Below are 13125 nucleotides of genomic sequence, written 5' to 3' on the forward strand. Positions count from 1 at the left end.
TTACAAGCGGCTGCGGCTCAAGCTCAATCAGCGCCAATATTGCTCAAGCGCAACGCTGCGCCGCGCAGCTATAGTCTCCAGGCTCCTGTTTCCAGGCTCCGATAAACCCATTCGCAGAAGGTGCTCGCGTATGTCCCGTTTTGCCTCTCTCAATACCTGGCTGGCCGCTGGCGCCGTCCTGCTGTGCCTGCAGTTGCCGGCCCAGGCCCAGGAGCGTTTCACCCTGAATGTGCCCGGTGTCTCGGACAACCGCCTGTTCACCCCGGCCAGCGCCAGCGATGCCAAGGGCTGCGGCGGGCATAACCTGTCGCCGGCCCTGGCCTGGACCGCCGGCCCGGAAGGCACCCGCAGCTACGCCATCGTGATGCACGACCCGGACGGCGCCAAAGGCCAGGGTATCGACCACTGGGTGCATTACGGGATCAAGCCCACGACCCGGCAGATCGCCGCGGGCGCGGGGGCCAAGGGCACCCTGGAAGGGCTGGGCGGCACCAACAGCAAAGGCACCACCGGCTACGTCGGTCCTTGCCCGCCGGTGGGCGACAGCGCGCATCACTACATCATCCAGATCTACGCCCTGGAGCTGGCGCCCGACGCCTTGCCGGCCGGCCTGACCCGCGCCCAGCTGCTGGAAAAGATCAACGGCCACGTGCTGCGCAACAGCAGCGTGGTGCGGCGCTATCTGCGCTAAGCAGATTTTTTTCCGGGGGCCTAACCCGAATCGCCAAGGGGCTTCGTCTGAAGGGGGGAATGGATCAATTTCCCCGAGGTCAGCCCCCATGTTCCTTCCTCCGTATTTCCTTCGCCCCGCCGTTCAGGGGTGCGCCGCCGGGTTGCTGTTGACCATGGCCGGTTGCGGCCCGTCCTCGCCTGAGACCCGGGGCGCTGCCTTGCCCGTCCAGGAAACGCTGGCACCGCAGGTCGCCGCGCCCTCGTCGAGCGAGGCCCCGCGCGCCGATGTGATCCTGGCCGGATACAACAACGCCAAGGCGCTCGCCCCGGCACCCATGCAAGCCTCGATGATGACGCGCGAATCGCTGCCCGCCGGCTATCGCGCCGAACCGCGGGAGCAGTACCAGAACCTGCCGGACAACCCGATCCACAGCGTGGCGCAAGCTCCGGTCTCGACCTTCAGCGTCGATGTCGATACCGGTGCCTACGCCAATGTCCGGCGCCTGCTCAACCAGGGCAGCCTGCCGCCGCAAGGCGCGGTGCGCCTGGAAGAACTGGTCAATTACTTCCCCTACGATTACGCCCTGCCCGGGGACGGCTCGCCGTTTGGCGTGACCACCGAGAGCGCGCCGTCGCCCTGGAACCCCCACACCCGCCTGCTGCGCATCGGCATCAAGGCTTCGGATCGCACCGTCGCCGAACTGGCGCCGGCCAACCTGGTGTTCCTGGTGGATGTGTCCGGCTCCATGGATCGCCGCGAGGGCCTGCCGCTGGTGCAAAGCACCCTCAAGCTGCTGGTGGACCAGTTGCGCGAACAGGACCGGGTGTCGCTGGTGGTGTATGCCGGTGAATCGCGGGTGGTGCTGGAGCCCACTTCCGGGCGCGACAAGGCGAAGATCCGCAACGCCATCGAGCAACTGACGGCGGGCGGCTCCACCGCCGGCGCCTCGGGCATCCAGCTGGCGTACCAGATGGCCCGGCAAGGCTTCATCAAGAACGGCATCAACCGCATCCTGCTGGCCACCGATGGCGACTTCAACGTCGGCATCAGCGACTTCGACCGCCTCAAGCAGATGGCTGTCGAGCAGCGTAAAAGCGGCGTGTCGCTGACCACCCTCGGCTTTGGCGTGGACAACTACAACGAGCACCTGATGGAGCAACTGGCCGACGCCGGCGATGGCAACTATGCCTACATCGACAACCTGCGCGAGGCGCGCAAGGTCCTGGTGGACCAGCTCGGCTCGACCCTGGCGGTGGTAGCCAAGGACGTGAAGCTGCAGGTGGAATTCAACCCGGCCCAGGTCAGCGAATACCGCCTGCTGGGTTATGAGAACCGCGCGCTGAAACGCGAGGACTTCAACAACGACAAGGTCGATGCCGGCGAGATCGGCGCTGGGCATACGGTCACCGCGCTGTATGAAATCGTGCCCAAGGGCCAGCAGGGCTGGCTGGAGCCGCTGCGTTATGGCCAGGCCCAGGCGTCGTCGGAATCGAACATCAAGGACGACGAACTGGCCATGCTGCGGGTGCGCTACCAGGCGCCGCAAGGCGGCAGCAGCCGGCTGATCGAGCGGCCGATCCTGGCGTCGCAACAGCACGGCAAACTCGTCCAGGCCAGCGATGATCTAAGATTTGCCGCAGCCGTGGCGGCGTTCGCCCAGCAGCTCAAGGACGCTCGTTACACTGGCGACTTCGGCCTCAAGGACACCGTTGCCCTGGCCCGCGGGGCCAAGGGCGAAGACCGTTTCGGCCTGCGCGGCGAGTTCGTGCAACTGGTGGAACTGGCGCAGAGCCTGCAGACTGCCGCTCCGGCGAATCAGCCGGGCCGTTCCGGGGAGGCGTTGAGCCGCCGTGAGTAACGTCATGACGAGCCACCAGAAGGAGTTCAGTACGACTATGCCTGCGGCGAATCGACCAGAGCCCGCCAGCAGCGACGAAACGCTGCTGGCGCGTTATCGCGCGGGCGACAGCGCCGCCTTCGAGGTCCTCTACCAGCGGCATCGCCAGGGGTTGTACCGGTTCCTGCTGAGCCTGTGCGACAAGGCCGAGCTGGCCGACGAGGTCTATCAGGACACCTGGCTCAGCCTGATCCGCACCAGCAGCGCGCCACAGGGCCGGGCCAGCTTTCGTACCTGGCTGTACCAGATCGCCCGCAACCGCCTGATCGACCACTGGCGCAAGCACGGCATGCGCAACCCGCTGCACGACAGTTACGACGAGCAACTGCATGACCTGGCCGATGACGCCAGCGGCCCGGAACAACACCTGAGCCTGAGCCGTGAACGGCAACGCATCGACGCCGCCTTGCAGGATCTGCCCGCCGATCAGCGTGAGGTATTCCTGTTGCGCGCCCATGGCGAACTGGAATTGCCGCAGATCGCCAGCCTTACCGATACGCCGCTGGAAACGGTAAAAAGCCGTTTCCGTTATGCGCTGAAAAAATTGCGTCGGCTCCTGGCCGAGGAGGTACTGACATGACTGACGCCCGACAGCTTCCCCCTACCGAAGAAGAGCGCATGCTCGAGCACATTCGCCAGCACAGCCATGGCGAGCCGCCGGCCAGCCTCGACGCCCTGATCATGGCCACGGCCCGCCGCGAAGCCCCGGCGCCCCGGCCGTCCCTGTGGCAACGCTGGTTCGATCTGTGCCGCCAGCCGCGCTGGCAAGTGGCGTTCGCCGGTCTGTTCGGCGTGACCCTGCTGCTGGGCGTGTTGCAGCGCTCTCCAGAACCGGCACCGAGCCAGGCATTCGCTCCCGCGCCGGCACCCGTGGCAAAGGCCGCTGCCCCGCAGCTTGCACGGCGCCAGGCCGAGTCCGCGCCCGCCGACGCTGCCCCTGCGGAATCAACCATGGAGGAGTCGAACCGCTTCGAACTGGCTGCGACGCCGGAGGCGGCCGCCGGCGCCTTGTCGGCACCTGCTCCCGCGGCACCCGGGGCGGGCCTGCCGCTGATCCATGACACGCAAGCCTTCACCGCCAAGCCTTATGAGTCTCTGGGGCACCTGGCGTCATTCCCGGGTAAGGAGCAGGGCAAGGAGCAGGACGAGCGCGAGGCGCCGGCGTCGATCCTCGACGACGCCCTGCGCGAGGTATTGCGGCTGCGCAAGACCGGCCAGGACAAGGTCGCCGACCAGTACATCATCGCCCTGAAGCAGCGCTTCCCCGACGAGGAAATTGCCGAGCGCCTGGAGGCCTTGCAGCAACCCTGAGGGCAAAACGCGCGCAAGTAATGGCCTGGCACCACGAAAACGCGCACTATCGAGCCAGTTTCCTGAAAGTGAGAGGCTGGCCATGGCGCCACGCATCGACCGTATCGCTGCACTGCTGAATTGCCCGACCAAGGGCGCGGATATCCGCCAGGCCATCAAGGAGAGTCGCAAGGACTTTCTGCTCGAGGCCGGTGAAGAAGATGAAGACCCGCAACAGGCCCAACCTGCCGCGGATCAGGATGAAGCGGCGCCGCAGCGGCAGACGCCAGACTGAAACCCGGCGCGGTTACTTGCGGGCGGGCGCGCGCTTCACGTTCTGGCCCTTGGCCTCGATGGCCAGGGCAATCGCCTTGTAGCAGTCGTAGAACAGTTCCTGGTTCTTGAACATGTTCTCCACCAGTTCCATCTTGCCGTCGCTGTGCTGGACGCGGATGAAGCGCTGGTTGAAGACTTCCACCAGTTCGACGTCCGAGATATTGATCAGGCGAATCTCGCGGATCTTCGAACTGAAATTGCTGACCGGGGCGACCAGCTTCTTGTCCGTCAGCACCACATAACGATTGCCGGCACCGCGCAGGAAGATCAGCGCCCCCGCGGCGGCGACGGTCATGGCCACGCCCAGGACGCCGAGCAGTTGCATGACCAGATGCCCATTGAGCCCCAGGGCCTCTATCAGCCGGATCACGCTGTTGTTCTCGCTGGGTGTGCCGAACACCGCGAACAGCGAAAACCCACCGAAGACCAGGCCCGCCAGGGTCATTTTCTTGTAGTTGGGCCCGTAGTAGTAACGTGCCTGGTGAGAGGGCGCGGTGTTGCCGGAAAGGTTCGAGATATTCATCGTGTGGGGTCTTCCATGAGTCTGGCGAGAAACGCTGTGTATGCGCTCGGCAGTGGGCCGGGCGCGTGAATGGCATCAGGGGAGGCATCATCGCAAAAAAGATTGGAGACACCTAAAGGGCTTTCGGAGTGAAAAGGCTTCAGCAAGAAGCGAAATACCTCACAACGAATGCAGCCAATCCGCCTTGTTCCTCCCAAACCTCCATCCCTATAGTTCCCCCTGTCGCTGAAAAATCAGCGACCGGATTTGGCGATCCGTTTAAAGTTAGGCGCAGTCGTGTCATCGACTCCTTGCGCGTGCATTTCTGTACGGGTGATGGCGATCAATGGCGGCTGTGCGCGGGAGACCTTCGGGTCTGCCGGGTTTACTAACTTACCGGTTCGCCAACCCGCGTACGGCTGCCACCCACTCGTTTGGCGACGAGATCGGCAGTCTTCTTAACCAAGTTAGGGATGACATGTCATGTCGAAGTACATACCGCTGCAAACCAATTTTCCTGATTGTCCTGTTCTGCTGATCGATAGTGATGAGCCGGTAGCGCATGTGCTGGATTGTGCTCATCAGCGGATCAAGGCCGGGACAGATCTTCTGGAAAGCCTCACTTCGGTGACGATCAAGGGCATCGAGGATGCTGATCTTTATCGGCTGACCCACGCGGCTTATCTGCTGCTCAGGGAGGGGGTGGATTTATTGGAGGTTGCGCGGCGAGGGGTTGATTAGTTTAGGCGCGCCGATATCGACAAACTGCCCAAGGTTCTTTGACCCACTCAAATGCCAGAAACGAAAAAGCCCCAGGCCATGCGACCTGGGGCTTTTGCGTTTCTAGCTGGCGCACTCGGCGGGATTCGAACCCACGACCCCTGCCTTCGGAGGGCAGTACTCTATCCAGCTGAGCTACGAGTGCAGTGCGGGCGACATCATACCCATGTCGGCTTGGGGCGTCCATGCGGTTTTTTTTCGCGTGATGATTGGTCGTCGCCTCGTTGTTTATCTTGTCCTTCGCGATACCCGCAAGCCCCCTCGCTCCATTCACAAGTCCTCCCCTCGGACGTCCCTTTGTTTGCTTTGCTCTATGGCTTCAAGCGCTCTAACCCGCTGTGTCTGCACAGCGATTTCCTGCCAGTCAAGGCGAACACATGCATTCAAAAGGCGTGGTAATGCTCGATCTCTCGTTGCGTCAAACCCTGCTGGCACGCTCCGATCTGTTCAGGGGGCTGCCGGACAATCTGATTCGTTATGTCGCCACCCATGCGGTGGAGCGCACCTTGAGTGACCGGGAGGTGCTCTACCTCAAGAGCGAGGCGCTGGACTTCATCGCGCTGGTTGTCGAGGGCCAGGTGTATTCGGTGATTCATGGCCCCGACGGGCGCGAGCAGATTGTCGGCAGCGCCGGTGTCGGCCAGGTGGTGGGCGAGTCGGCGCTGATCGAGGGCCACGCCCGGGAAAACTCGGCCTTCGCCTGCGGCCCGACCCGGGTGCTGCTGTTGGGGCCGCGGCATTTCAGGGTGTTGTACGAGGAGCCGCTGTTCTGGCAGCGGGTCCTGATGCTGCTGATGACGCGCCTGATGAAGATCCTCGAGTTGCTCGAGCTGGTCTGCCTGCATCGCCTGGAGTCGCGTCTGGCGCGGTTTCTGCTAGCCAATATCGATGACTTCGAGCTGGCCCCCGCGACCTGCGCGTCGGTTCCCCGCAACCAGGGCATCCTGGCTTCCATGCTCAATACCAGCCGGCCGAAGCTGAATGTCCAGTTGCAGCTGTGGCGGCGCTCGGGGGTGATCAGTTGCCAGAGCGGCCAGCTGGTGATCAACGATGTCGAGCATCTACGGCGCAAGGCCTGTCCGCTCAATTAATTTGCCAACTGTTCCCCAGGTAACAGCGAACGCCTGCTGCGCGATCACAGACTGTCGGCTCATCAAGGAATGCACAGGGAGTGCTGACGATGGGATCTTTTCGTGAAGTGGCAGTGGCCGACCAGTTGTTCGAAGCGAGCTGGCAGGCGGTGTACCCCGAGCTGATGCGCCGGGCCAATCGGCGAGCCAGGGGCAACCTGGCCCTGGCCCAGGAGTGGATATCCAATACGGCGATCAAAGCCCTGCTGTTCTTCAGGCGTTCCCCCGAACGCATACGAGAGCCGCAGGGCTTTCTGTTCCTGGTGCTGGACCACGTGTTTCTCGACAGCCTGCGCACTAGCAAGCGCGAAGAGCAGTTGTTCGACCGCTCGATCGACCTTGCCCACGATCACCAGGCCCTGCTCGCCGCGCCCTGCGTATCGGTGTTCGAGCACACCGAACAGTTCGAGCGGCTGATGCAGTTGGGCCGCCGCGTGGAGCAGTTGCCGTTGCCCCAACGGCGGCTGTTCGAAATGCGTTTTGTCGAAGAACTGCCGTATCCGCAGATCGCCGCTGAGTTGGGGATCGCCCAGCCCCTGGCGCGCAAGCGCGTGCAGTTGCTGCGGGCGGCGCTGCGTTGACAGCGCTTTTGCGTTCACAGCCGCGGATGCATGGCGTTCTTGTGTCATGAGCACCTGAAACCGTCGACGAGTTCACCGCCAGCGCGCCTGCGCTGGCGCCTTCCATCAAGGAGAGATGTATGCCAGAGGTCAACAGCCAGATTACCGACGCGGTAACCCAAACCAACGTTAAGGTGGTGGCCGAGGCGCCGGCCCAGGCCATTGCCTCGCTGTACCAGGTGGCCAGCCATTCGGCGGGGCTGTCCCTGCAGAACGCGGTCAACAGCCAGCAGGCGTTGAATCAGATCTCCAACGCGGTGATCTCCAAGGCTGTCTCGCTGATCATGCAGATCGGCGAGAAGCCTTGACGCCTGGGGAGATACCTCATGTTCTGGTTCAAGAAAAAACCTGCCGCCGCCGAACCGGAGACTGACGCCATAACGGCGACTGACCCTGCGGCGGTCGACCCCGATACGGCCGATCCCAAGGCCGCTGATGTAACGGCTGCCGATCTCAAGGTAGAACACCATCCCCCGCCACCGCCCACCCCGGCCAAGCCCTCGCGCACGGTGATGGACCGCATGAACGACTATATGCTGGCCCAGGTCGCGGCACCGCCGACCGGCAGTACCGATGCGCTGAACAGCCAGATCGTCGAGGCGGTGCAGTTCACCAATGCCCAGACCTTCGCCTATGCCCCGGCGCAGATCGCCATCGCCCCGGACATGATGATCGGCCAGGCCGCCGGCCTGGTGGCGCAGTCGGCGGCGGGCTATTTCGACGGGGTCAGCAAGCTGGCGCTGGCGGCCCAGGCGGTATTGCTCGAGCAGATGACGAAAAATATCGTCGAAAACCAGCCCGAAAAAGCTGCCGAGGATGCCTTGGGCGCCCTGGCCACCGATCTGCTGGTGGGGGCCGCCGCCGCCGTCGCCGCTGCCGCCGGCGCCATGGAAGCGGAAGCGGCGGGCATGGCCATCGACAAGATCGACCAGAGCATTGCCAAGTACAGCAGCACCCTGGCCAACCGCGCCGCGCCTACGGCCTGACTCTACCGAGCATCGAGTTCCAGAACCCCTCTGGAACTGTGCAATAGCAACGTGCAAGTAACTTTTCTTTATTGAGGAGCGACATCATGCAGCCTGGAGATCTTGTTTTTACCGTAGCCAGAGACGATGACCCTCTGGCCACAAGTGTTCCGCGTAAGCTCATTGGGCTCGGGCAGCGCTTGAAAGCCGCCTTTCTGTCTGAAGACAAACCGGGAGCGCCGATAGTCCATGTGGCGCTCGCCATCAACAATAATCATGTTGTGGAAAGTGTCGGGGGTGGGGTGGCGCTCACTAACCTGGTCGAAGATAAACGCAACGCCATGGTGTTCACGTGCAAGGACCGATCCCTCGCTGACGCGGCTGCGTATGTGGCCAAGCAGTTTTTTGTCGATGCGAGCACCGGAGAGATCAACGGCGAGTACAGCCTTTTGAAAGCGATGCGTTCGACATCCGAGAGCTCTTCCTACGACCCGGGACTTGAGGCAAGGATCAACGCTTCGGTCGATATCGGTGCGGCTTCGTTCTGTTCGGAGTTTGTCGCCAATGCGTACGAAGTGGGCAACCTGTATACCAGCGCCATCATCATACCGCCGCCCCCGGTGGTGTTTTTCGCCCATCCCAAGACGCTCAATCCATGGCAGTTGGCAGACTTCTGCGAGAGCAACCAGCGCTTCAGTTGCACCGGGTTCTGGGAACAGGGCGAAGAGGTGACGTTTTAACAGCCCCTCCTTCAGCCTCTTGCCAAGGAACTCCAGATGGACAAGGAAGACCCGTCTCCAATGGCCGGCATCTACCGGTTGGCCGAGCTGCTCGACCTGAAGTTGTCGCCAGGAGAAAAGCACATCCTCGAGGCGTTGGTTCGTAGCAGCCCTGACACCTTTTCGGGGCCTTCAACCACGGTCATCGATCAGTTGCTCGATCGGACCCAGCGCTTGATCGAGGGTGAAAAACAGCGCACTCGCGAGTTGATGGAACACTCGGTTATTAACGAAAGTGCCTCGAAGCCCCAGCCGCCACAGCATGAAGCGGTGATCCGCAAATGGTTGGCGGCGAAGCAATCATTGTCTTCGTCGAGCGCTGTATCAGAAGCCGATCAGCTCATCCGGGAGGTGTTGAGCGAGCAGATAAGACACGAAGTAAAAGAAGCATTGGCAGTGCAAATGAAAGGGCTGGCAGAGCAAGTCGAGTCAGCCCTTGAACGGCTGAGCGAGCAACACGCTGAGTGTGGGCAAGGTTGATTCAGATCGTCTTCACACTCGTTGTTTTGCAACGTTCATTGATTAGCACGGAATCTCCCGTGTTTTAACAAAGGAAGTTGAACTATGCCTGTATCAGAGCAAATTACCGACGCAGTCACCCAGGCCAACGTCAAAGTAGTGGCCGAGTCGCCAGCCATGGCGATGAGCACCATCTACCAATCCATGGGCCAGGCTACGGCGATTCTGTTTCAGAACGCTGTTTCGGCCCAACAACAGCAAAACACCCTGGCGCAAGCCGCTACCAACCAGGGCGTGATGCAGATCTACAGTGTAGACACCGCCGTTGCCACTGAGAAAATCGGCCAGTAACTAACCTGTTGAGCGTACTGAAGTCGTTCACGTAACGGGCCAACGCCCTGGCCCCCGCAGCCTTTTGGTTGCGGGGGCTTTTTTATGGTCATTGATCTGAATCCCTGAGGGAAAGCGGCGTTTTCGTTCTTTTTTTCGAACAGCCTATTGCCCTGTCCCCCGGTTGACCCTAGGATTCGTTTGAGATTTCAAACGCTCTTGTCCAAGAGCCGATCCGCCCGTCTATTCTGACAGGCGCTATTTTTGTGCTTGAGCCCGGTAACAGTTTTTCCTGACGGCAGCCTGTCAAGGCGCCTTTCAACAATCACAATTCGCTCCGCCTCGCGCGGTGCTGTTAAGGAAACCGACATGCAGCTTAAAGACGCCCAGTTGTTCCGCCAGCAAGCCTTCATCGATGGGGCTTGGGTCGACGCGGATAACGGCCAGACCATCAAAGTGAACAACCCGGCCACGGGCGAAATCCTCGGCACCGTGCCGAAGATGGGCGCGGCTGAAACCCGTCGCGCCATCGAAGCCGCCGACAAGGCCCTGCCGGCCTGGCGCGCGCTGACCGCCAAGGAGCGGGCGACCAAGCTGCGTCGCTGGTATGAGCTGCTGATCGAAAACCAGGACGACCTCGGTCGCCTGATGACCCTGGAGCAGGGCAAGCCACTGGCCGAAGCCAAGGGCGAAATCGCCTACGCCGCCTCCTTCATCGAATGGTTCGCCGAAGAAGCCAAGCGCATCTACGGCGACGTGATTCCCGGCCACCAGCCGGACAAGCGCCTGATCGTGATCAAGCAGCCGATCGGCGTGACCGCGGCCATCACCCCGTGGAACTTCCCGGCGGCGATGATCACCCGTAAAGCCGGCCCGGCCCTGGCCGCTGGTTGCACCATGGTGATCAAGCCGGCCTCGCAGACCCCGTTCTCGGCCCTGGCCCTGGTCGAACTGGCGCACCGCGCAGGCATTCCGAAAGGTGTGCTGAGCGTGGTCACCGGCAGCGCCGGCGACATCGGCGGCGAGCTGACCAGCAACCCGATCGTGCGCAAGTTGTCCTTCACCGGCTCGACCGAAATCGGTCGCCAGCTGATGGCCGAATGCGCCAAGGACATCAAGAAGGTTTCCCTGGAGCTGGGCGGTAACGCTCCGTTCATCGTGTTCGACGACGCGGACCTGGATAAGGCCGTCGAAGGCGCGATCATCTCCAAGTACCGCAACAACGGCCAGACCTGCGTCTGCGCCAACCGCCTGTACATCCAGGACTCGGTCTACGACGCCTTCGCCGAGAAACTCAAGGCCGCGGTGGCCAAGCTGAAGATCGGCAACGGCCTGGAAGACGGCACCACCACCGGTCCTCTGATCGACGAAAAAGCCGTGGCCAAGGTCCAGGAACACATCGCCGACGCCCTGGGCAAAGGCGCGACCCTGCTGGCCGGCGGCAAGCCGATGGAAGGCAACTTCTTCGAGCCGACCATCCTGGTCAACGTGTCGAAAGACGCGGCCGTGGCCAAGGAAGAAACCTTCGGTCCGCTGGCGCCACTGTTCCGTTTCAAGGACGAAGCCGAAGTGATCGCGATGTCCAACGACACCGAGTTCGGCCTGGCCTCGTACTTCTACGCTCGCGACCTGGGCCGTGTGTTCCGTGTGGCCGAAGCCCTGGAATATGGCATGGTCGGCGTCAACACCGGGTTGATCTCCAACGAAGTCGCGCCGTTCGGCGGTATCAAGGCCTCGGGCCTGGGCCGTGAAGGTTCCAAGTACGGCATCGAGGATTACCTGGAAATCAAATACCTCTGCCTGGGCATCTGATACCCGCGCCAAGGCATGGTTTTAAGCGCCAGGGGCACGAGAGCGCTGTCCCCTGGCGTGCTGTAAACGATCTTTCAGTTAGTGGCCGGGATAGCCGGGGCAGTCGATCATCGCATGCTGCCGCGGTTGCCTTCCCGCCACGTCATCCTTGAACCACGCCGACCGATGAGCGGCGAATGAGGACACTATGAGCAAGACCAACGCATCCCTGATGAAACGCCGTGAAGCCGCCGTACCGCGCGGTGTTGGCCAGATTCACCCGATCTTCGCCGACTCCGCGAAGAACGCCACGGTAACCGACGTTGAAGGTCGCGAGTTCATCGACTTCGCCGGCGGTATCGCCGTACTCAACACCGGCCACCTGCACCCGAAAATCGTCGCCGCGGTGACCGAGCAGTTGAACAAGCTGACCCACACCTGCTTCCAGGTCCTGGCCTACGAGCCTTACGTGGAACTGTGCGAAAAAGTGAACGCCAAGGTGCCGGGCGATTTCGCCAAGAAAACCCTGCTGGTGACCACCGGTTCCGAAGCCGTGGAAAACTCGGTGAAGATCGCCCGTGCCGCCACTGGCCGCGCCGGCGTGATCGCCTTCACCGGCGCCTACCACGGTCGCACCATGATGACCCTGGGCCTGACCGGCAAGGTCGTGCCTTACTCGGCCGGCATGGGCCTGATGCCAGGCGGCATCTTCCGCGCGCTGTACCCGAACGAGCTGCACGGTGTGAGCATCGACGATTCGATCGCCAGCATCGAGCGCATCTTCAAGAACGATGCCGAGCCACGTGACATCGCCGCGATCATCATCGAGCCGGTGCAGGGCGAAGGCGGCTTCTACGTCGCGCCTAAAGAGTTCATGAAGCGTCTGCGCGCCCTGTGCGACCAGCACGGCATCCTGCTGATCGCCGACGAAGTGCAGACCGGCGCTGGCCGTACCGGCACCTTCTTCGCCATGGAGCAGATGGGCGTTGCCGCCGACCTGACCACCTTCGCCAAGTCCATCGCTGGCGGCTTCCCGCTGGCCGGTGTCTGCGGCAAGGCCGAATACATGGACGCCATCGCGCCAGGCGGCCTGGGCGGCACCTACGCCGGTAGCCCGATCGCCTGCGCCGCGGCCCTGGCCGTGATGGAAGTGTTCGAGGAAGAGCACCTGCTGGACCGTTGCAAGGCGGTCGGCGAGCGTCTGGTGACCGGCCTCAAGGCTATCCAGGCCAAGTACCCGGTGATCGGCGACGTGCGTGCCCTGGGCGCGATGATCGCGGTCGAGCTGTTCGAGAACGGCGACAGCCACAAGCCGAACGCGGCCGCCGTGGCACAGGTTGTTGCCAAGGCGCGCGACAAGGGCCTGATCCTGCTGTCCTGCGGCACCTACGGCAACGTCCTGCGCGTGCTGGTTCCGCTGACCTCGCCGGACGAGCAGCTGGACAAGGGCCTGGCGATCATCGAAGAGTGCTTCTCCGAACTCTGATCCCGCCTGTGACCTGATTGACAAAAAGACCCGCCTCGGCGGGTTTTTTTGTGCCGATAGAGGCTGCGCAGTGCATTTGCGCTGTAT

General features: G+C 62.3%; 16 protein-coding genes and 1 tRNA gene. 15 read left to right on the plus strand and 2 right to left on the minus strand.

Annotated features, from left to right (window positions below; translation table 11 throughout):
* Nucleotides 1-130 precede the first annotated feature (130 nt).
* The 5 genes from PMI20_RS04265 (at nt 131) to PMI20_RS04285 (ending at nt 4155) form a co-directional block, all read left to right on the plus strand.
* Entirely contained in the window at nt 131-691 is a 561-nt protein-coding gene (locus PMI20_RS04265) for a YbhB/YbcL family Raf kinase inhibitor-like protein (protein WP_007930309.1), read from the plus strand.
* Between the two features lie 88 nt (nt 692-779).
* Nucleotides 780-2531, plus strand: a complete 1752-nt coding sequence (locus tag PMI20_RS04270; protein WP_007930311.1) for a vWA domain-containing protein — start codon at nt 780-782, stop codon at nt 2529-2531.
* A gap of 37 nt (nt 2532-2568) precedes the next feature.
* A complete protein-coding gene (locus tag PMI20_RS04275; RefSeq protein ID WP_007930313.1) occupies nt 2569-3150 on the plus strand; it encodes an RNA polymerase sigma factor in 582 nt (193 codons plus the stop codon).
* The gene (locus PMI20_RS04280; protein WP_007930314.1) at nt 3147-3881 is read left to right on the plus strand and encodes a hypothetical protein; all 735 of its coding nucleotides are present in this window, start codon (nt 3147-3149) and stop codon (nt 3879-3881) included. Before PMI20_RS04275 ends, PMI20_RS04280 begins: the two co-directional genes overlap by 4 nt.
* 82 nt (nt 3882-3963) lie before the next feature.
* Nucleotides 3964-4155: a hypothetical protein gene (locus PMI20_RS04285; protein ID WP_007930316.1), complete on the plus strand. Its 192-nt coding sequence runs from the start codon at nt 3964-3966 to the stop codon at nt 4153-4155.
* A 12-nt stretch (nt 4156-4167) separates the two neighbouring features.
* Here the strand turns inward: PMI20_RS04285 and PMI20_RS04290 are convergent, their stop codons facing one another.
* Nucleotides 4168-4719, minus strand: coding sequence for a hypothetical protein (locus PMI20_RS04290; RefSeq protein WP_007930318.1), 552 nt, complete (start codon nt 4717-4719; stop codon nt 4168-4170).
* A 462-nt stretch (nt 4720-5181) separates the two neighbouring features.
* Between PMI20_RS04290 and PMI20_RS04295 the strand changes: the two genes are divergently transcribed.
* Nucleotides 5182-5439, plus strand: a complete 258-nt coding sequence (locus tag PMI20_RS04295) for a hypothetical protein (RefSeq protein WP_007930320.1) — start codon at nt 5182-5184, stop codon at nt 5437-5439.
* A 107-nt stretch (nt 5440-5546) separates the two neighbouring features.
* Here PMI20_RS04295 and PMI20_RS04300 read toward each other — a convergent pair.
* A tRNA-Arg gene (locus PMI20_RS04300) sits at nt 5547-5623 on the minus strand.
* A gap of 232 nt (nt 5624-5855) precedes the next feature.
* Between PMI20_RS04300 and PMI20_RS04305 the strand changes: the two genes are divergently transcribed.
* The 9 genes from PMI20_RS04305 to gabT all read left to right on the plus strand — a co-directional run bounded on the left by PMI20_RS04305 (nt 5856) and on the right by gabT (nt 13038).
* A complete protein-coding gene (locus tag PMI20_RS04305) occupies nt 5856-6569 on the plus strand; it encodes a Crp/Fnr family transcriptional regulator (RefSeq protein ID WP_007930323.1) in 714 nt (237 codons plus the stop codon).
* A gap of 89 nt (nt 6570-6658) precedes the next feature.
* Entirely contained in the window at nt 6659-7189 is a 531-nt protein-coding gene (locus tag PMI20_RS04310; RefSeq protein WP_007930325.1) for an RNA polymerase sigma factor, read from the plus strand.
* A gap of 119 nt (nt 7190-7308) precedes the next feature.
* Nucleotides 7309-7536, plus strand: a complete 228-nt coding sequence (locus tag PMI20_RS04315; RefSeq protein WP_007930328.1) for a RebB family R body protein — start codon at nt 7309-7311, stop codon at nt 7534-7536.
* Between the two features lie 18 nt (nt 7537-7554).
* Nucleotides 7555-8214 (plus strand): hypothetical protein, encoded by a 660-nt coding sequence (locus PMI20_RS04320; RefSeq protein WP_007930330.1) that lies wholly within the window; start codon nt 7555-7557, stop codon nt 8212-8214.
* Nucleotides 8215-8300: 86 nt separating this feature from the next.
* Nucleotides 8301-8933 (plus strand): hypothetical protein, encoded by a 633-nt coding sequence (locus tag PMI20_RS04325; protein WP_007930332.1) that lies wholly within the window; start codon nt 8301-8303, stop codon nt 8931-8933.
* A 36-nt stretch (nt 8934-8969) separates the two neighbouring features.
* Nucleotides 8970-9452 carry a hypothetical protein gene (locus PMI20_RS04330; protein WP_007930333.1) on the plus strand — a complete coding sequence of 161 codons (483 nt, stop codon included), beginning with the start codon at nt 8970-8972 and terminating at the stop codon, nt 9450-9452.
* An 84-nt stretch (nt 9453-9536) separates the two neighbouring features.
* A complete protein-coding gene (locus PMI20_RS04335) occupies nt 9537-9782 on the plus strand; it encodes a RebB family R body protein (RefSeq protein ID WP_007930335.1) in 246 nt (81 codons plus the stop codon).
* Between the two features lie 348 nt (nt 9783-10130).
* Nucleotides 10131-11573, plus strand: coding sequence for an NADP-dependent succinate-semialdehyde dehydrogenase (gene gabD / locus PMI20_RS04340; RefSeq protein WP_007930336.1), 1443 nt, complete (start codon nt 10131-10133; stop codon nt 11571-11573).
* 187 nt (nt 11574-11760) lie between these two features.
* On the plus strand, nt 11761-13038 hold the full coding sequence (gene gabT, locus PMI20_RS04345; protein WP_007930337.1) for a 4-aminobutyrate--2-oxoglutarate transaminase: 1278 nt from the start codon (nt 11761-11763) through the stop codon (nt 13036-13038).
* The last annotated feature ends 87 nt before the right edge of the window (nt 13039-13125 follow it).

It is taken from the genome of Pseudomonas sp. GM17, from assembly GCF_000282175.2.
Taxonomy (GTDB): domain Bacteria; phylum Pseudomonadota; class Gammaproteobacteria; order Pseudomonadales; family Pseudomonadaceae; genus Aquipseudomonas; species Aquipseudomonas chlororaphis.

Bases quoted from the DNA above. Each gene is read 5' to 3' on its own strand.
- PMI20_RS04330 (WP_007930333.1), top strand. From the start codon at position 8,970: ATGGACAAGGAAGACCCGTCTCCAATGGCCGGCATCTACCGGTTGGCC.
- gabD (WP_007930336.1), top strand. From the start codon at position 10,131: ATGCAGCTTAAAGACGCCCAGTTGTTCCGCCAGCAAGCCTTCATCGAT.
- PMI20_RS04335 (WP_007930335.1), top strand. From the start codon at position 9,537: ATGCCTGTATCAGAGCAAATTACCGACGCAGTCACCCAGGCCAACGTC.
- PMI20_RS04325 (WP_007930332.1), top strand. From the start codon at position 8,301: ATGCAGCCTGGAGATCTTGTTTTTACCGTAGCCAGAGACGATGACCCT.
- PMI20_RS04275 (WP_007930313.1), top strand. From the start codon at position 2,569: ATGCCTGCGGCGAATCGACCAGAGCCCGCCAGCAGCGACGAAACGCTG.
- gabT (WP_007930337.1), top strand. From the start codon at position 11,761: ATGAGCAAGACCAACGCATCCCTGATGAAACGCCGTGAAGCCGCCGTA.
- PMI20_RS04295 (WP_007930320.1), top strand. From the start codon at position 5,182: ATGTCGAAGTACATACCGCTGCAAACCAATTTTCCTGATTGTCCTGTT.
- PMI20_RS04320 (WP_007930330.1), top strand. From the start codon at position 7,555: ATGTTCTGGTTCAAGAAAAAACCTGCCGCCGCCGAACCGGAGACTGAC.
- PMI20_RS04265 (WP_007930309.1), top strand. From the start codon at position 131: ATGTCCCGTTTTGCCTCTCTCAATACCTGGCTGGCCGCTGGCGCCGTC.
- PMI20_RS04310 (WP_007930325.1), top strand. From the start codon at position 6,659: ATGGGATCTTTTCGTGAAGTGGCAGTGGCCGACCAGTTGTTCGAAGCG.
- PMI20_RS04290 (WP_007930318.1), bottom strand. From the start codon at position 4,719: ATGAATATCTCGAACCTTTCCGGCAACACCGCGCCCTCTCACCAGGCA.
- PMI20_RS04285 (WP_007930316.1), top strand. From the start codon at position 3,964: ATGGCGCCACGCATCGACCGTATCGCTGCACTGCTGAATTGCCCGACC.
- PMI20_RS04270 (WP_007930311.1), top strand. From the start codon at position 780: ATGTTCCTTCCTCCGTATTTCCTTCGCCCCGCCGTTCAGGGGTGCGCC.
- PMI20_RS04305 (WP_007930323.1), top strand. From the start codon at position 5,856: ATGCATTCAAAAGGCGTGGTAATGCTCGATCTCTCGTTGCGTCAAACC.
- PMI20_RS04315 (WP_007930328.1), top strand. From the start codon at position 7,309: ATGCCAGAGGTCAACAGCCAGATTACCGACGCGGTAACCCAAACCAAC.
- PMI20_RS04280 (WP_007930314.1), top strand. From the start codon at position 3,147: ATGACTGACGCCCGACAGCTTCCCCCTACCGAAGAAGAGCGCATGCTC.